Origin of the sequence: Pseudogemmobacter hezensis (assembly GCF_013155295.1) — a bacterium.
Lineage (GTDB): Bacteria > Pseudomonadota > Alphaproteobacteria > Rhodobacterales > Rhodobacteraceae > Pseudogemmobacter > Pseudogemmobacter hezensis.
Map to the genome: position 1 here is coordinate 1 of NZ_JABJXT010000018.1, position 16315 is coordinate 16315.

General features: G+C 62.1%; 23 protein-coding genes and 1 pseudogene. 11 read left to right on the forward strand and 13 right to left on the reverse strand.

Annotated elements, in window-relative coordinates; translation table 11 throughout:
* A partial coding sequence (locus HOY34_RS21875; protein WP_216654814.1) for a hypothetical protein occupies positions 1 to 308 on the forward strand: 308 nt, incomplete at its 5' end.
* On the opposite strand, the gene HOY34_RS22475 is transcribed toward HOY34_RS21875, so the two are convergent.
* From HOY34_RS22475 to HOY34_RS16850, 10 genes and pseudogenes are all read right to left on the reverse strand, one after another.
* Positions 302 to 643, reverse strand: a complete 342-nt coding sequence (locus HOY34_RS22475) for an HNH endonuclease (protein ID WP_172364964.1) — start codon at positions 641 to 643, stop codon at positions 302 to 304. The genes HOY34_RS21875 and HOY34_RS22475 overlap by 7 nt on opposite strands.
* Complete coding sequence (locus tag HOY34_RS16815; protein WP_172364966.1) at positions 643 to 1281, reverse strand: tail assembly protein; 639 nt, start codon at positions 1279 to 1281, stop codon at positions 643 to 645. Before HOY34_RS16815 ends, HOY34_RS22475 begins: the two co-directional genes overlap by 1 nt.
* A complete protein-coding gene (locus HOY34_RS16820) occupies positions 1278 to 1715 on the reverse strand; it encodes a hypothetical protein (protein WP_172364968.1) in 438 nt (145 codons plus the stop codon). The genes HOY34_RS16815 and HOY34_RS16820 overlap by 4 nt, the downstream gene beginning before the upstream one ends.
* Before the next feature lie 13 nt (positions 1716 to 1728).
* Positions 1729 to 1893 carry a DUF6538 domain-containing protein gene (locus HOY34_RS22480; RefSeq protein ID WP_366926978.1) on the reverse strand — a complete coding sequence of 55 codons (165 nt, stop codon included), beginning with the start codon at positions 1891 to 1893 and terminating at the stop codon, positions 1729 to 1731.
* A gap of 175 nt (positions 1894 to 2068) precedes the next feature.
* Positions 2069 to 2569 carry a site-specific integrase gene (locus HOY34_RS16825; protein ID WP_172364970.1) on the reverse strand — a complete coding sequence of 167 codons (501 nt, stop codon included), beginning with the start codon at positions 2567 to 2569 and terminating at the stop codon, positions 2069 to 2071.
* A 77-nt stretch (positions 2570 to 2646) separates the two neighbouring features.
* On the reverse strand, positions 2647 to 2949 hold the full coding sequence (locus HOY34_RS16830) for a recombinase RecT (RefSeq protein WP_253944524.1): 303 nt from the start codon (positions 2947 to 2949) through the stop codon (positions 2647 to 2649).
* Positions 2950 to 3009: 60 nt separating this feature from the next.
* Positions 3010 to 3322, reverse strand: a pseudogene (locus HOY34_RS16835) (ATP-binding protein); the annotation flags it as partial.
* Positions 3323 to 3546: 224 nt separating this feature from the next.
* On the reverse strand, positions 3547 to 3849 hold the full coding sequence (locus HOY34_RS16840; RefSeq protein ID WP_172364972.1) for an FtsB family cell division protein: 303 nt from the start codon (positions 3847 to 3849) through the stop codon (positions 3547 to 3549).
* A 167-nt stretch (positions 3850 to 4016) separates the two neighbouring features.
* On the reverse strand, positions 4017 to 4910 hold the full coding sequence (locus HOY34_RS16845; RefSeq protein WP_172364974.1) for a fructose bisphosphate aldolase: 894 nt from the start codon (positions 4908 to 4910) through the stop codon (positions 4017 to 4019).
* Positions 4911 to 5002: 92 nt separating this feature from the next.
* Entirely contained in the window at positions 5003 to 6193 is a 1191-nt protein-coding gene (locus HOY34_RS16850) for a phosphoglycerate kinase (RefSeq protein WP_172364976.1), read from the reverse strand.
* Between the two features lie 234 nt (positions 6194 to 6427).
* Between HOY34_RS16850 and HOY34_RS16855 the strand changes: the two genes are divergently transcribed.
* The 6 genes from HOY34_RS16855 (at position 6428) to HOY34_RS16880 (ending at position 10981) form a co-directional block, all read left to right on the forward strand.
* The gene (locus HOY34_RS16855) at positions 6428 to 6937 is read left to right on the forward strand and encodes a peptidylprolyl isomerase (protein WP_172364978.1); all 510 of its coding nucleotides are present in this window, start codon (positions 6428 to 6430) and stop codon (positions 6935 to 6937) included.
* Positions 6927 to 7685: a peptidylprolyl isomerase gene (locus HOY34_RS16860; protein ID WP_172364979.1), complete on the forward strand. Its 759-nt coding sequence runs from the start codon at positions 6927 to 6929 to the stop codon at positions 7683 to 7685. The genes HOY34_RS16855 and HOY34_RS16860 overlap by 11 nt, the downstream gene beginning before the upstream one ends.
* A gap of 155 nt (positions 7686 to 7840) precedes the next feature.
* On the forward strand, positions 7841 to 9145 hold the full coding sequence (gene hisD, locus HOY34_RS16865) for a histidinol dehydrogenase (RefSeq protein ID WP_172364981.1): 1305 nt from the start codon (positions 7841 to 7843) through the stop codon (positions 9143 to 9145).
* 156 nt (positions 9146 to 9301) lie between these two features.
* A complete protein-coding gene (locus tag HOY34_RS16870) occupies positions 9302 to 9781 on the forward strand; it encodes a UPF0262 family protein (RefSeq protein ID WP_172364983.1) in 480 nt (159 codons plus the stop codon).
* On the forward strand, positions 9782 to 10237 hold the full coding sequence (locus tag HOY34_RS16875; RefSeq protein ID WP_172364985.1) for an arsenate-mycothiol transferase ArsC: 456 nt from the start codon (positions 9782 to 9784) through the stop codon (positions 10235 to 10237).
* Between the two features lie 201 nt (positions 10238 to 10438).
* Positions 10439 to 10981: a hypothetical protein gene (locus HOY34_RS16880; RefSeq protein ID WP_172364987.1), complete on the forward strand. Its 543-nt coding sequence runs from the start codon at positions 10439 to 10441 to the stop codon at positions 10979 to 10981.
* 52 nt (positions 10982 to 11033) lie between these two features.
* Here HOY34_RS16880 and HOY34_RS16885 read toward each other — a convergent pair whose 3' ends face one another.
* Positions 11034 to 11528 (reverse strand): winged helix-turn-helix transcriptional regulator, encoded by a 495-nt coding sequence (locus tag HOY34_RS16885; RefSeq protein ID WP_172364989.1) that lies wholly within the window; start codon positions 11526 to 11528, stop codon positions 11034 to 11036.
* A 100-nt stretch (positions 11529 to 11628) separates the two neighbouring features.
* Here HOY34_RS16885 and HOY34_RS16890 point away from each other — a divergent pair, with 100 nt between their 5' ends.
* The 3 genes from HOY34_RS16890 (at position 11629) to HOY34_RS16900 (ending at position 13616) form a co-directional block, all read left to right on the forward strand.
* The gene (locus tag HOY34_RS16890; RefSeq protein WP_172364991.1) at positions 11629 to 12462 is read left to right on the forward strand and encodes an SDR family oxidoreductase; all 834 of its coding nucleotides are present in this window, start codon (positions 11629 to 11631) and stop codon (positions 12460 to 12462) included.
* 159 nt (positions 12463 to 12621) lie between these two features.
* Positions 12622 to 13032 carry a ketosteroid isomerase-related protein gene (locus tag HOY34_RS16895; protein ID WP_172364993.1) on the forward strand — a complete coding sequence of 137 codons (411 nt, stop codon included), beginning with the start codon at positions 12622 to 12624 and terminating at the stop codon, positions 13030 to 13032.
* The gene (locus HOY34_RS16900; protein ID WP_172364995.1) at positions 13029 to 13616 is read left to right on the forward strand and encodes a GNAT family N-acetyltransferase; all 588 of its coding nucleotides are present in this window, start codon (positions 13029 to 13031) and stop codon (positions 13614 to 13616) included. The genes HOY34_RS16895 and HOY34_RS16900 overlap by 4 nt, the downstream gene beginning before the upstream one ends.
* Positions 13617 to 13622: 6 nt before the next feature.
* Here HOY34_RS16900 and HOY34_RS16905 read toward each other — a convergent pair whose 3' ends face one another.
* Together HOY34_RS16905 and HOY34_RS16910 are read right to left on the reverse strand one after the other, a co-directional pair.
* Positions 13623 to 14402, reverse strand: coding sequence for a 23S rRNA (adenine(2030)-N(6))-methyltransferase RlmJ (locus HOY34_RS16905; RefSeq protein WP_172364997.1), 780 nt, complete (start codon positions 14400 to 14402; stop codon positions 13623 to 13625).
* Positions 14403 to 14514: 112 nt separating this feature from the next.
* Positions 14515 to 14946, reverse strand: coding sequence for an Lrp/AsnC family transcriptional regulator (locus HOY34_RS16910; protein ID WP_172364998.1), 432 nt, complete (start codon positions 14944 to 14946; stop codon positions 14515 to 14517).
* A 210-nt stretch (positions 14947 to 15156) separates the two neighbouring features.
* On the opposite strand from HOY34_RS16910, the gene HOY34_RS16915 reads away from it, so the two are divergent.
* Positions 15157 to 16302: a type III PLP-dependent enzyme gene (locus HOY34_RS16915; RefSeq protein WP_172365000.1), complete on the forward strand. Its 1146-nt coding sequence runs from the start codon at positions 15157 to 15159 to the stop codon at positions 16300 to 16302.
* Positions 16303 to 16315 lie beyond the last annotated feature (13 nt).

Genomic DNA, 16315 nt, shown 5'->3' on the forward strand with positions numbered 1-16315 from the left:
GTTCAGATCCGCATCGCACTCATGAACCGCTTCACATCACTCGGAACGCCCGAGACCGTCCGCATGCGCTGAAGATAACCGGGAAAGGGGTATCTGCGCCCCCAAGCCGAATAGCGCAACAAAGCCTGGTGGATGGTAAAAGGATTGAGTTGAGAAGCATTCATGACGGAATGGTGAATGGGCGTCATTGGGGCGTCGCGCGAGAAATAAAAAATGGTTTCCACATAATAGCAGCTGACAACGTAAACTACGTCTTTGATCCGAACGAAAATGCGTTCGTTTCTGATCGAGGGTTTGTCTTTCAATAGTGGCCCCGCTCTCGTCGTTTCTTCTCGGAGTCGTGGCAATGCTTGCAGAGCGACTGAAGATTGTTCCAGTTCATCACCAGCGCCACGTTACCGTGGTGGCGCTGGATATGGTCCACAACCTCGGCACCAGCACCGCAGAAGGCACAAGTCGGGTGCTGGCGCAGGAACTCAGCCCGCAGGGCTTCCCATTGGCGCGTGTAACCGCGCTGGCGACTGTTCGGGCGGGTCGCATCATACCGGCGCTTGCGGGCGCGGATGGTGTCACGCTGGCAAGCGCATAGATCACCAGCCGGAACAATGGCACCACAAGAACAAAGGCGGGGTGGCGCTGGCACTACTTCCCGCCGATCTGCTTGAACAAGCCGCCTGCATCGGTGCTGGTCTTGCTGCCCTTCTGGTTGATACTCAGCGCCTCGTTAATCAGGGTGCCACTCGTCCAGACGCGGCCATAAGCAATAGGGATGATGCCGCCCTCGCGGGTGGTGTTTTGCGGGCCGGTCATGGTGAAGGACTTTTCAGTTTCCTCAGCTTTCAGTTCGGGGGCCAGCATAGTGGCCACGCCGGTAAGCATGAGGCTAGTTCCCATCGCACCAGCAATGGAACCCATGCTCATGCTGCCGCCCGCGAACAGCGGGGCAGCAAGGGCCGCGCCATCGAAGGCGGCAAGCCCGATCAGCGCAACGCCTGCAATGATCTTGCCAACGCCACCGCCCTTTGAACCTTTGATAACCGGGGTAACGAACAGCTCCTGATTGCCAAGTTTGAAGCCCGGCAACATGGCTTCATCCAATTCCATGCCGTTCTTTTGGGTCTTTCCGACGATCACCCGGAAGTGGCCGTTGCGGATATGGTTGAAGAACTTGGGGAAGTTCGCTTGCAGGGCCTGAATGGCCTCTTCCACGGTATCAACCGCCAGCCTGATTTTGTGGCCGAACTCAGCGCCCAAGCTGCCGTGAAGGTGAATCGTTCTCATTGGTGCCTCGCTTTCAATGCCTGAAGCGCGGCGCGATCAACGGCGGGGTCTATTCCATCGGCTTCAATCTCGCGCAGGCGCTCAGGCGTATATACCTCTGGCCCCTTGCCGTTGTCGGATGGGATGCCAGCAAGGCGCAGTTCGCGCTCTGCCTGCGCTTCCAGCGCCGTGACGATCTCGGCCACCGATGTGTTCCAGACCTCGGACGGGGGCCAGTGCAGCCAGCTTGTGGCGCGGCTGAACAGTTCGGTGAAAAACCGGGAAAGCGGCATGGGGTCGGATGAACTCGACAGCCCGCGCATCCTGAATATCAGCTTCGGTCGGCTGGCTGGCGCGTTCCTTGTCGTCGTGGTCAAGGGCATCTGTGTAATGATCCCACACCGCATGGTCACGGTCAGCAGGAACCAGCGCACGGCGGGCGCGAAGGTCGTCAAAGCCGCGCTGCCATCAGGCGTTCACGGGATAGAGGCGGCGCTTCGCTGCGGTCGGATCGGTCGTGCCAATAGTCTGCACCAGTTCGCGCTTGCCCAGGATCTCCACCAGATCAAGCGGAACCCGCATCCTTGCGGAATAGGCGGCACCGCGCCGGAACAGGTGACTTGGAAGGGCCAGAACTGCAGCATGTGGAACTGCCGTGTGTTACAGTCATATGCTACAGTGTGGTCAAGAATAGTCGCTAAAATACAGATACTTGTTTGAAATTAAGGTCTTGGAAAAAGCGTGATTTTGTTCTCTCCGCCCCGACCAGCACTTGGCAGATATGCTGGTGCAGATTTTACACCAGATTTTACAGTTTTGTTCCTGCTCTGCTCCGCAGCAGAGCGAGTTTATCGCCGATTCCGTCTGCCATTTGGGGCGATAGGGCGACGTAGTTTTCGATCACTTCAGCCGCATGTTTGATCGACCACCCCATAGCGACTGCGATCTCTTTGAGCTCAGCGCCGGCCGCAAGCAGCCGGGTGGCTGCGGTGCCTCTGGCATCGTAGAGGCGAAGTTCTTTCCGCATTCCCAATTTGTCACGCCATTCGCTGACCGCATCTCCGAGATAGTTTTCGTGGCTGTAAGGCGCGCCGGCCTTATTGATGATCAGGTGGGTTTGCCCCTGGGGCATGGCGTCGATCAAACCGCCCAGTCGCGGCGTCACCGGGATTGAGGCCAGTCTGCCGCGCTTCCGGGTGAACGTCTGCCAGCCATCATCCGACCATCCCGCGATTCCACCTATCCTCATCGCGGTTGCTTGCTGGTTGACGCCGCAAAAGGCAGTAATCGCCGGGTGTTTGTGGGCCATACCAGCCTTCGGGATCCTCATAGACTGGTTCGCCGCCAGCCCACACTCGGATCTCGGCAAGGCTTTGGGGCAGGCGGTCACCCACCATAAGCTCTTGGCACACGCCTCCATGCGTGCAGTTTTTCGCCCTGCATCACGCCGGAACGGTGGCGCAGGCGGGCCTCGGTGCCTTCCTCATATTCCCAGAGGTCATCATCGGAAGAGTGGATATTGGCCGAGATGCTGGTGATGTGGCCTGAGCGTCGGGCGAAGTCGATCAGGCCCTTGTAGCCCACAACGACCTGAAACTCTGTCACGCCCTTCTTACGGTTGTCGAAGGGGATCATATAGGCGTGGCCGAGGATGGTGTTCGGTTCCAGCCCAGGGCTTGCGCGTTGCATCGGTGCACCGAGGAACCTCATGGGCTCGCATTGCTGCATGTCAACGGCGGCGCAAAAGTCGACATGGGTCTTGCCGGTGTCGGACGGGTCGAGGGCAATGACATTCTCCGGACGTTCGATCCATTCGCACCGGGCCCGTTCATGCAGCTGCCCTTCGCGAGCTCTCTCTGACCGTTGGCGTTCACCCGCTCGATGTTGAGCTTCGGGATGGCCGCAAAGTCGAAGCTGTCCAGGCTTTTGACGGCCGGGAAGTTAGCCACCTTGATGCGGCGCTCAACCATCCGCCGTTCCCGGTCGATCCGTTCCGGTTCGACAAGCCGCGGCCCAGGTATCGGAGGCCCAGGTATCGGACATGGTCCAGCCCTTCCGTCGCGCCCCTTGCGCGGATGCGCAAAGAGTTTGGCGGCCTGCGCCGCCGGGGCGGAACAGCTTCAGCGCTTTCCCGGTCAGCGAGGTCTGCCGGACCGGCGAATGGATGCGCTGTTGTTTTGAGCTGTTCTCAACCTGCAGCCCGAGGCTTGCAAGGCGGGCGATTGGTGATGAGGCTGCAATGACGTCCCGAAAGGGAACGGGAAGATGCGGCAGCGGGATTCGGGCTTAGCGGATGACGATCTCGTTTGAGCGCATATAGCCCAGCACATCGCGGGCGCGTTCGTCGAGCAGATCCATATCCAGATAGTCATCCGACAGCCGATGCGTCAGGTTTTCCATCCGGGCCAGCTGCAGTGCCAGCCTGTCACGCTCAACCGTCAGGCCAGCAGCCTCGGCACGGATTTCGACCCGGCGAAACACGCCGTAATCGCCCTGCACCGCTGCAAAGGTGAAGTAAGCGCCCAGCGTGAACATCAGGGCGAAATAAATCAGCCCGCCCATATTGCTGCGCCGTTGTTGCCTGGTCATCTGCTGCCCGTCTCGCCTGTCGCCCTCTTTATGGGGGCGTTTGACAGAAATATGGCACAGCTCGAATCAAAAGGGAATCCCCCAAATGGCGGGATTCCCTTTGTTTTCAGGCCTGAGGCATATCAGCCGCGACGGGCCCGACCTGCGGCCGATCAGCCTGCCACCGATCAGCCCGCGACAGAGGCCGCATGGATCGAATCGACCGCCGCCTTCAGCGTCGCGTCAAACTCGGCCTCGGATTGCTGGGCCTTCAGCCCCTCGGACAGGGCCCGCGAGAAAGAGGCGATCATGCCGCGGTTTTTGGCCAGAAGCGCATTGGCCTCATCGCGCGAATAGCCGCCCGACAGCGCCACCAGTTTCAGCACCGCCGGATGATCGACGAGGGGCGCGTAGAAATTCGCCTCAGTCGGGATGGTCAGCTTCAGCATGACCTGCGTGCCCTGGGGCAGGGCGTCGAGATGGGCGAGGATCTCACGGCGCAGGATCGTCTCGGCGGCGGCCTTATCGGTGATCGAGATGGTCACCTCGGGCTCGACGATCGGCATCAGGCCATGGCTGATCACCTGTTTGGCGATGGCGAACTGCTGATCGACCACCGCCTTGATGCCATCCTCATTCGCCGCAGAGATGACCGAGCGTTCCTTGGTGCCATAGATCCCGGCCCGCACCGCCTTTTGCAAAAGCGCGTCGAGATCGGGCATCGGCTTCATGACCTGGCAGCCGTTCACCTCGGCATCGAGACCCTTGTCGATCTTCAGGAAGGGCACCACGCCGCGCTTTTCCCACAGATAGGTGGCGGTCGGGATGCCGTCGATTTCGCGGTCCATGGTTTGCTCGAAGAGGATCGCGCCGATGACTTTCTCGCCCGAGAACGCCGGGGATTTGATGATCCGGGCGCGCATCGCATGAACCAGGTCGAACATGCCGGCCTCATCAGACCAGGCATCGGCCTCGACGCCGTAAAGTTTCAGCGCCTTGGGCGTCGAGCCGCCCGACTGGTCAAGGGCTGCGATAAAGCCCTGGCCCTTGCCGATCTGCGCCGTCATCTTTTCAGTGGTCATGTCCAATCCTTCCCGGATCAAGATAGGGTTTGCACGCGCCATAGCCTTTCCGCCCCGGCGCGTGCAATCCTGTTAGCGCCAGCAGTCAGGGATCAGCTTTGCAGCGCGGCAACCCCTGGCAATTCCTTGCCTTCCATCCACTCAAGGAAGGCACCGCCCGCCGTCGAGATGAAGGTGAAATCGCCCGCAGCCCCCGCCTGGTTCAGCGCGGCCACGGTATCGCCGCCGCCCGCGACAGAGATCAGGCGTCCGGCCTCGGTCAGCCGTGCCGCCTCTTTCGCCGCAGCAACCGTCGCACCGTCAAAGGGCGGGATCTCGAAAGCGCCCAGCGGGCCGTTCCAGATCAGCGTGGCGCATTGGCCCATCACCGCTTTCAGCCGGGCAACCGTCTCGGGGCCCGCGTCGAGAATCATCGCATCCGCCGGGCAGCCTGATGCATTGGTGATCTGGCTGGCGGCCCCTGCTTTGAACTCGCGGGCGACCACCACATCGACCGGCAGATGGATCTGACAGCCTGCCTCTTCGGCCTTTTTCAGGATGGCGCGGGCGGTATCGGCCATATCACGCTCAGCCAGCGATTTGCCGACCTCGATCCCCTGCGCCACGAGGAAGGTATTGGCCATGCCGCCACCAATGGCCAGGTGATCCACCTTGCCGACCAGATTGCCCAGAAGATCGAGTTTGGTCGAAACCTTCGCGCCGCCCACGACTGCAATCACCGGGCGGGCGGGCTGGCCAAGGGCTGCGTCGAGCGCCTTCAGCTCTGCCTCCATCAGCCGGCCTGCGGCATGGGGCAGCGCGCGGGCCAGCGCTTCGGTAGAGGCATGTGCCCGGTGCGCGGCCGAAAACGCGTCATTCACATAGACATCGCCAAGCGCCGCAAATTCGGCCGCAAGTGCCGGATCATTCTTTTCCTCGCCCGCGTGAAAGCGGGTGTTTTCCAGCAAAACAACGTCATTTTGCCCGGCTGAGGCAATGGCGGCACGGGCCGCCTCACCGATGCTTTCGGGCGAGAAGATCACCTTGCGGCCAAGGCTGGCCTCAAGCGCTTTTGCGATACGGCCCAGGCTCATTTCCGGCACGACCTTGCCTTTGGGGCGGTCGAAATGCGCCAGCAGCACGACCTTGCCGCCACGGGCGATGATATCCTCGACGGTGGGGCGGATCTTGTCGATGCGGGTGGTGTCAGAGACGCGATCCCCCTCCATCGGCACGTTGATATCGACCCGCGTCAGCACGGTCTTTCCGGCGAGTGCGATATCGTCCAGCGTTTTCCAGCCCATGTGGTTCTCTCCGTTTCGGCAGCCGTCCCTATTGGTCAGCCGTCGGGTTTGCAGTTGGGTATAGGGTTCGGTTAGCGCTAACAGGGGCGGCGGCCCCAGCGTTTTCCCGGCGTTTCCCCCGTTTCTTTCGGCCCATTTTTCCGGCCCGTCAACCGATCACGCCCATTTGCCCTTCCCCCCAGGACGATCAGCGGTTAATTTCCCGCCCGACCAGAAGCCTGCAAGGGAAGCACAATGGCCGAGATCAAGGACCCCGAGAACACCATCATCCTGACGCTGAAAGACGGCGAAGTGGTGATCGAGCTTCTCCCGGATGTCGCACCGAAACATGTCGAGCGTATGAAGCAGCTCGCCCGCGACAAAGCCTATGACAATGTGGCTTTCCACCGCGTGATCGAGGGCTTTATGGCCCAGACCGGCGATGTCGAGCACGCCAATATGGAAAAAGACTACAATCCGCGCCGCTCGGGCACGGGTGGGTCGCAATATGACGATCTGCCGGCAGAATTTTCCAAACTGCCGCATGAGCGTGGCACCATCGGCGCTGCACGTTCGCAAAACCCGAACTCGGCCAATAGCCAGTTCTTCATCAATTTCACCAATAATTCCTTCCTGAACGGGCAATATACCGTTTATGGCCGGGTGATCTCGGGGATGGAATTCGTCGATAAAATCACCCGTGGTGAACCGCCGGTCACCCCGGATCGCATGATCACGGTAAGGGTTGCGGCTGATGTTGCGTAAGGTTCTTGCAGCCTCGCTGCTGATGGCGGCCCCTGCCTTCGCGCAGGATGTGCCGGATCTGCCGGGCCCGAATCTGGTGCTGGAAATCTCGGGCGAGGCCAATGGCCGCGTCGTGATCGACCTGCTCTCGGACAAAGCGCCAAAGCATGTCGAACAGATCGTCACGCTGGCCAAAGAGGGCGCCTATGACGGTGTCTCGTTCCACCGCGTGATCGAGGGCTTCATGGCCCAGACCGGCGATGTGGCCTTCGGGAACCCGGCCAAACGCGAGGCGGCGATTGCCGCTTTGCCCAAAGGCCAGACCCCGGGCAGCGTGATGCTGGATGGGATGGAGATCCCGGCGGAATATGTCGGCCCCGGCATCGGTGGCTCGCATCTGCCTGATCTGCCTGCGGAATTTTCCGATATCTCGTTTGATCGCGGGATCGTCGGCATGGCCCGCAGCCAGGATCCGAACTCGGCCAACAGCCAGTTCTTCATCATGCTGGCCCCGAATACCGGCCTCGACGGGCAATATACCGTCGTCGGCCGGGTGATTGAGGGCATGGATGTGGTCGATAAGATCAAGCGTGGCCCGAGCGAGCTGAATGGCGCGGTCGCTGAGCCCGCCGATCTGATCGTTCGGGCGAGCGTTGAGGCAGAAGCGGCCCCCGCGGCAGAGCCCGCAGGTGATGCGGGTGCGGTTGCGCCGAAAGCCGAAGAGCAACCCGCTGAGACTGCGCCTGCTGAGACCGCTCCGGCGGAATAAGGCCAGAGGCCAACAGATCAGAAGGGCGGGGTTCCAGAGGGGCCCCGCCCTTTTTCTTTGTGTTTGCCCCGGAAGGCACCCCGCTGCTTTACCTTGCGCAGCGCCCGCGCTATGCGCGGGGGAACTGGCTATTTTCACATGCGCGGAGGCGGGCGATGGCTCTGTTCCTTTCCACAAAGGCTGCAGATTTCGAGGCGGAGTTCACCGCGTTTCTGGGCATGAAGCGCGAGGACAGCCCCGAGGTCGATGATGCCGTCGCCGCGATCATCGCCGATGTGCGGGCAAGGGGCGATGCGGCGGTGACCGAGCTGACCGCCCGCTTTGACCGTCTGAGCCTGACGCCCGATCAGCTGGCTTTCTCCCCCGCAGAGATCGAGGCGGAATGCGCCAAAGTCTCGCCCGAGGATGCGGCGGCGCTGACGCTGGCGGCGGAACGCATCCGCGCCTATCACGTGCGCCAGATGCCCCAGGATCAGCTGTGGACCGACCCAGAGGGCGCGACTCTTGGCTGGCGCTGGACGGCTGTTTCGGCGGCGGGGCTTTATGTGCCGGGGGGGCTGGCCTCTTATCCGTCCTCGGTTCTGATGAATGCGATCCCGGCGCGGGTGGCGGGGGTGGGGCGGCTGGTGATCACCTGCCCGACGCCCGGCGGCGAGGTCAATCCGCTGGTGATCTATGCGGCAAAGCTGGCAGGGGTCGATACGATTTACCGGATCGGCGGTGCCCAGGCCGTGGCGGCCCTGGCCTATGGGACCGAAACCATCCGCCCGGTCGACAAGATCACCGGGCCCGGAAATGCCTTTGTGGCGGCGGCGAAGCGGCGGGTCTTTGGCAAGGTCGGCATCGATATGATCGCGGGGCCGTCAGAGATCCTGGTGATTGCTGACAGCAGCGCGGATCCGGATTTCGTGGCGCTGGATATGCTGAGCCAGGCCGAGCATGACGCCTCGGCCCAGGCGATTCTGGTCACGCCCGATGAGGATTTCGCCCGCGCCTGTGTGGCGGCGCTGGAGAAGCGGCTGGAGACACTGGAGCGGCGCGATATCGCATCGGCCAGCTGGCGCGACAATGGGGCGGTGATCCTGGTGCGTGATCTGGCCGAGGCGGCAGAGCTGTCGAACCGGGTGGCGCCTGAGCATCTGGAGATCTGCACCGAAGATCCCGAGGCGGTTTCCGCGCAGATCACCCATGCCGGGGCGATCTTCCTTGGTCAATGGACGCCCGAGGCGATTGGCGATTACATCGGCGGCCCGAACCATGTGCTGCCGACGGCACGTTCGGCGCGGTTTTCATCCGGGTTGTCGGTGCTGGAGTTTCTGAAGCGCACGACGATTGCGAAGATGACGCCCGGGGCGCTGGCGGCAATCGGGCCTGCGGCCGAGCGGCTGGCGAAGTCGGAAAGCCTTGAGGCGCATGGGCTGAGTGTGAGGGCCCGGCTGGACCGGCTGAACGGGGGCTGACTGTTCGGGCCGGGCATGGGGGGCTGTCTGCCCCCCAGCGGCCTGCGGCCTTCCCCCCGAGGATATTTTCAGACAGATGAAGGAAGGCTGCGGAGTGCTTGCGTGACGGCGCGGCCTCGGGCATCAAGGGGTGACGCATTGTTCGGAAATCGCCCTATGACCAACTGCATTTGCCATATCGAGATTGATGAGCAGGGCCTGATGCGCCCGACGCCTGAGATCGAGCAGGAACGCAAGGTCGCCATTTTCGATCTGCTGGAAGAGAACAGCTTTGGCCTGCCGGTGCGTGAGGGGCGCGAGGTGCCCGCAGGGCCATACCGGCTGGCGCTGGCGATCCGCGAGGGGCGGCTGGTATTCGGTGTTGCCTGCGAGGATGAGAGCCCGGTCGGTGAGTTTCACCTGAGCCTTGGGCCGTTTCGCCAGGTGGTGAAGGATTATTTCCAGATCTGCGAAAGCTATTTTGAGGCTGTTAAACGCCTGCCGCCAAGCCAGATCGAGGCGATCGATATGGCACGGCGCGGCATCCACAATGAGGGCGCGGCGATCCTGCAGGAGCGGCTGGAGGGCAAGGCCGAGGTCGATAAAGACACTGCGCGCCGTCTTTTCACCCTGATCTGCGTTTTGCACTGGGGGTAAATGGTGGTCGATTTCCCGCAGTCCGTTCTGTTCTGCTGCGACCATAACGCCGTGCGCTCGCCGATGGCCGAGGGCATGATGAAGAAGTTTTACGGCCAGCGGGCCTATGTGCAATCGGCCGGCGTGAAGAACGATATGGAGATCGACGGCTTCTCGGTCGCGGTCTGCCAGGAGATCGGCATCGAGCTGTCGCGGCATCGGGCGCGGTCCTTCGAGGAAATGCAGGAATGGGGCGATGATCTGGGGCAGTTTGACCTGATCGTGGCGCTTTCCCCCGCCAGCCAGCGCCAGGCGCTGGAGCTGACGCGCTGGCATCACCTGGAGGTTGAGTACTGGCCGATCCTGGACCCGACCGGGCTTGGCGAAAGCCGCGAGGCGAAGCTGTCCGCCTATCGTCAGGCCCGCGATCAGATCCGCGATCGCATCACCGCGCGTTTCGGGCCGCCAGAGCTGTGATTCCGGGGGCAGGCCTGCCTGAATACAGGTGATTATGCCCAGGATTGGCCGCAAAGCCCCGCCTTTTGCCGTGATTGTTGCCGAATAAGGCGGGGTGATCTGAAACGCCCGTGAATTTCCGGCATTGCGCCGAATGACTGACACATTGCGCCCCCAGGACTGAAGGCGGCGTAAACTGTTCAGGCAAAAGGCAGATTGCAGATGTCACGGATCCCGGGTTCTTCATATTCGCTGCTGGCTTTCTATCTTTTCCTTACAGCTTTGGGGTGCCTGCTGATTGGCGGCATCGTGCCGATGATGGTGATGCTGGCGGGGCTGGCAATGACGATCCGGCGCAGCGATTGGCGCTATATGCAGAATGCGGGCCGCTTTATCGCGTGGTTTTACGGGGTGGCGGCGGTGATTTGTCTGCTGGTGGCGGGTGGTCATCTCGCGGCGCTTTCCTCGGCGCGCTTCCTGTCTTTAAGCACGGTCGAGCATCAGTATTACCTGTGGTTCTTCGGCATGGCCTGCTTGCTGAACGCCTTTGGCTGGGCGCTGACCAAACATGCGCTGCTGCCTGCGTTTCAGCCCTGGCGCCGCAGCATTGCCGCGCATGGGTTCTGGGGCAATCTGAACCGTGAGGGGGGGGCGCGAAACCGGCTTGCCATCGAGCTGATGAAATGGAGCGATCTGCGTGAGGCGCCTGCGCATGGTGTGACGCGCATTATGTCTGCCGCGCCTTTGCCCGGTATCGCGGCCTGAACGACCGGGTCTGATCGGGGGAGGCCCCTTGCAGGATAGGCGCAAGGGCCTCTCAGTCTGCGCCGATTCTGTCCTTTTCTGTCTGGGGCAGGCCAGGTGTCGGATTCCCGTCAGGGCCCGCCTGAGGGGCCGCCTGAGGGCCCGCCTGTCGCCCGGTCTGAGGACCCGCCGCCAGGATCGTCGCCAGCTCTGCCTCGATCCAGCCCACAAGTTCGATCAGCCGCGCGGCGGCTGCCTCGCCCAGCGGCGTCAGCTGGTAATCGACATGCGGTGGCATCACCGGATGCGCGGTGCGCAGCACGAAACCATCGGCCTCAAGATCCTTCAGCACCTGCGACAGCATCCGCTCGCTGACGCCTTTCACCTGGCGCTTCAGGCCTGAAAAGCGCTGCGGCCCGGTTGCCAGCACCACCATCACCAAAGTGCCCCAGCGGCTGGTCAGATGCTGCAGGATCCGCCGCGAGGGGCAGGCCTCGGCCAGGACATCGCCCCGGCTCCAGGCCCCGATCAGCGCCTGTGCGCGGCTTTCAGATATGCTGTGCGTCATTCGCCTATACTTACAAAATCATCAGTACTTACGAATTGTAAGTATTCCTGTATCAGGTCAGGGTCAAATCCGAATCCAATCCCTGTTGCAGGAGTTCACGATGACCATTGCCATTACCGGGGCCACCGGCCAGCTGGGCCGCCTTGCCATTGCCGCCACCAAAGCCCGTGGCGCAGCCCCCATCGCTTTGGTGCGCAGCCCTGAAAAGGCCACCGATCTGGGCGTCGAGGCGCGTGCTTTCGACTATGACAAAGCGGATCCGGCCGCGCTGAAAGGGGTTGAGACCCTGGTGCTGATCTCGGCCAATGAGGTCGGCAAGCGCTTTCCGCAGCATAAGGCGGTGATTGAGGCGGCCAAAGCGGCGGGCGTGCAGCGTATCATCTATACCTCGCTGCTGAAGGGCGATGCCTCGACGATGAAGCTGGCGGCCGAACATATTGAGACCGAAGCCGCGCTGAAGGCCTCGGGGCTGGCCTATACGATCCTCAGAAATGGCTGGTATACCGAGAACCTGACCGGGACGCTGGCCCCCGCGATCGAACACGGCGCGATCATCGGCGCGGCAGGTGAGGGGCGCTATTCCGCCGCCGCCCGCCAGGACTACGCCGAGGCGATTGCCGTCACCGCGACCGGCGCGGGTCATGAGAACAAGGTCTATGAGCTGGCAGGCGACACCGCTTTCACCGGCGCGGATCTGGCGGCCGAGGTCGCAAAGCAGGCCGGAAAGCCCGTGGCCTATGTGAACCTGCCCGAGGCTGACTATGCAAAGGCGCTGGAAGGTTTCGGCCTGCATCCGGGCTTTGCCGCGATCCTGGCTGACAGCGACGCGCAGACCGCGAAGGGGGCGCTTTTTGACGACAGCAAGACCCTGTCCGGCCTGATTGGCCGCCCGACCACGCCGCTGGCCGTGACGGTCAAAGCCGCCCTGGCCTGAACGCCGCGCGCATCACTAACATGCCTGGCCCCGCGCTTTGGGGCCGGCATTTTGCGGGCGGTGCAATCCCCAGGCCGCCCGCAGAGCTGAACAGGACGTTTTCAGACTTTCCTCTGCTGTCGCAGCCGCTATCCTTGGAAAAAAATGAAAGGGAGAGCCATGTCTGCCTCTGACAGCCGCAAGTTGATCGAAACCTATTATCAGGCCTTTAACGCCCTGAACCCGGCCGGGATGACGGCGCTGGTCAGCGACGATATCGAGCACCGCGTCAATGAGGGCGGTATCCGCCGCGGGCGCGAGAAATTCGCGGAATTCGGCTCGCATATGGGCGTCTCATATCACGAGGAGCTGAAGGATATCGTGATTTTCGTCAATGAGGACGGCAGTCGCGCGGCAGCGGAATTTACCGTGCACGGCAAATATCTGCAGACCGATCCGGGCCTGCCAGAGGCCAAAGGCCAGACCTATATCCTGCCGGCGGGGTCTTTCTTTGACATCAAAGGCGGCCAGATCACCCGGGTGACCACCTTCTACAACCTGAATGACTGGATCGCGCAGGTCTCGAAATGAGCCTGAGCGTCCGTGCCCTGACCGGCGCGGAACTGGAGGCCGCGCTGGATGACATGGCGCGGCTTCGCATCACGGTGTTCCGCGACTGGCCCTATCTTTACGATGGCACGCTGGACTATGAGCGCGGCTATCTGCAGGCCTACCGCGACAGCCCCGGGGCGCTTTTGGTGGCGGCGCTGGATGGGGATCGGATCGTCGGCGCCTCGACCTCGGCCCCGATGGAGGATCACGCCAGCGAGTTCGCCGCGCCGGTGCGCCAAAGCGGGCTTGCGCTGGAAAACATCCTTTACGGCGCCGAGTCGGTTCTTTTGCCCGAATATCGGGGCAGGGGCATCGGGCACCGCTTTTTCGATCTGCGAGAGGTGCATGCCCGCGCCCTTGGCCGCAGCCATGTGGCCTTTTGCTCGGTGATACGGCCTGAGGATCATCCGCTGCGGCCAGAGGCCTATCGCGGCAATGACGCATTCTGGCAAAAGCGCGGCTATGCGCCCTTGCCCGGGGCGATTGCGCATTTCACCTGGCGCGATATCGACCAGCCCACGGACAGCGAAAAGCCACTGCAATTCTGGATGCGTGAGGTCTGAGCGGCCTCAGCCCAGGTCGCGGAACATCTGATCCAGGCGGGCGGTTTCCGCGTCAATCCCAAAGGGCGGGTTCACGATGAACATGCCCGTCCCGATCATCCGATGCCCTTCGCGGGCGGGGGGGAAGCGCAGCTCATGGCGCAGCGCCCCGGGATGCTGGCTTTCCAGCAAAGACAGCATCACCCGATGCGGCGCGTCGCGCAGGATCGGATACCACAGCATCAGCACGCCCACATTCCATTTGCGCGCCACCTGGGCGAAGAACTTCGGGATCAGGTCGTAATCGGATTTCACCTCATAGGGCGGATCGACCAGCATCAGCCCGCGCCGCGGCGTCGGCGGGGTCAGCGACTGGGCGAAATCAAAGCCATCCTCGCGGCGGATATGCGCCCCCCAGGAGCCAAGCGCCTCATTCAGCGCGGCATTCTCCTGCGGGTGCAGTTCGGCCAGATGCAGGCGGTCGCTTTCGCGCAGCCCAAGTGCGGCAATCATCGGCGAGCCGGGATAGGCATCCGCGCCGAACATGCCTTTTGTTTCCTCAAGCCGTTCGCGGTAGGGATGGGTCTCGGGGAAGGCATCCCAGAGACGGCTGATGCCCTGCTCGGCCTCGCCGGTTTTCAGCGCCTCGGCGCTTTGCAGGCGGTAGAGGCCGCGCCCGGCATGGGTCTCGATGTAAGAGACCGGCTTATCCTTTTGCACCATATAGGCCAGCGTCCAGGCCAGCAGCGCATGCTTTTGCACATCGGCCATATTCCCGGCATGAAAGGCATGTTGATAAGACAGCATCTGAGACCCCGCGACTTTGCGCCCGTATTCTGTGCGCCCGTATTCTGTGCGCCCTTATTTTGTGCGCCCGTATTCTGTGCGCGTGCATCGCCGCGCCTTACACCGCCCCGCCTTACACCGCGCGGTCGATCCGGGTCGAGAGATGGATCAGACTTTCCGAGCTTTTCACCCCGGTCATCGCGCCGATCTGGTCCAGAACCTGGTCCAGGATCTGCGTATTCGGGCAGGAGATCTGCAGCAAAAGGTCAAAGCGCCCCGAGGTGGTATAGACCTTCTCGACCTCATGAATGGATTTCAGCCGGGTCAGAATCGCCGCCTGGCCGCGCGGCTCGATGGTCAGAAGCACGCTGGCCCGCAGACGCCCCTCACGCGCGGCCTCGCCCAGTTTCAGCGTATAGCCTGCGATGATGCCAGAGGTCTCCAGCCGCTCCAGCCGGGCCTGGATGGTCGAACGCGCCACCTTCAGCCGCCTGGCCAGCGTTGCCACAGAGATGCGCGCATCGGCGCTGAGCAGGCCAATCAGACTGCGGTCGAGTTCATCCATGCACTTTGTCCCCTGATGCTGTCATAATAACGATGATTTCAGTCATTTCTATAGTTTTGTTCGGTGAGATTGTCACACATATGCAGCATCCTTCTTGCAGGAAAAGGGCGGCTCATACGCACCTGGCCTGGTTTCTTCAAACCACGCAGGTGCCCGACCCGAATGCATGGGAAGGGCGAAGCGTCTTCATTGGCCGAAAGGGAAACGCCGATGGGACTTTCACGGACGATCTTTAACAATCCGGCCGAATTCATCCGGCTGCATCAGCCTGAAAATCCGGTGCTTTTCTTTGCGCCCTCGGTGGCCCAGGCGGCTGCGCGCCGCTTTATCCAGGGCTTTCCGGGGCTGGTCACCTATGCGGTGAAATCGAACCCCGGCGAAGAGATGATCGAGAACCTGGCGGCTGCGGGCATCCGTGGTTTCGACTGTGCCTCGCCCTTTGAGATCGACCTGATCCGCGAGCTGGTTCCCGATGCGGCGATCCATTACCACAATCCGGTGCGCTCGCCTGCTGAGATCCGCCATGCGGTGGCGAAAAACGTCAAAAGCTACAGCGTCGATTCGCGCTCGGAACTGAAGAAGCTGACCGATCTGGTGCCGGTCGAGGGCGTTGAGATCTCGGTCCGGTTCAAGCTGCCGGTGGGGGGCGCTGCCTATAATTTCGGTGCGAAATTCGGCGCCACTGCTGAACTCGCGGTCGAGCTTTTGCAGATCGTCGCCGAGGCGGGCTATACCCCCTCGCTGACCTTCCACCCGGGCACCCAATGCACCGACCCCGAGGCCTGGGCCGCCTATATCCGCAAAGCCGCCGAGATCTGCGAAGAGGCGGGCGTGCGCATTGCGCGGCTGAATGTCGGTGGCGGTTTCCCGAACCACCGTCTGGCCGCCGTGCAGCCCGATTACGACGCGATCTTCGCCGCCATCGGCCGCACCGCTGATGAGGCCTTTGGCGAGGCCCGCCCGGCGCTGGTCTGCGAGCCTGGCCGCGCCCTTTGCGGTGATGCCTTCACCCTGGTTGCCCGGATCAAGGCGATCCGCGACGACGCGCATGTCTTTCTTAACGACGGCGTCTATGGCTCGCTGAATGAGATGCCGATGATCGGTATGATCGACCGGCTGCAGGTGATGTCGCCCGAGGGCGTGCTGCGCCATGGCGATCTGGTCCCGCGCATCGCCTTTGGTCCGACCTGCGATTCGGTTGACCGCCTGCCGGGTGAGCTGATGATGCCCGCCGACGCCGAAGAGGGCGATTACGTCATCCTGCACGGGATGGGGTCTTATTCGGTGGTGACCAACAGCCGTTTCAACGGCTTTGGCGAATTGCAGATGGCAACGGTTCTGACCCTGGCCATCTGAGGCGGCTTTCGCC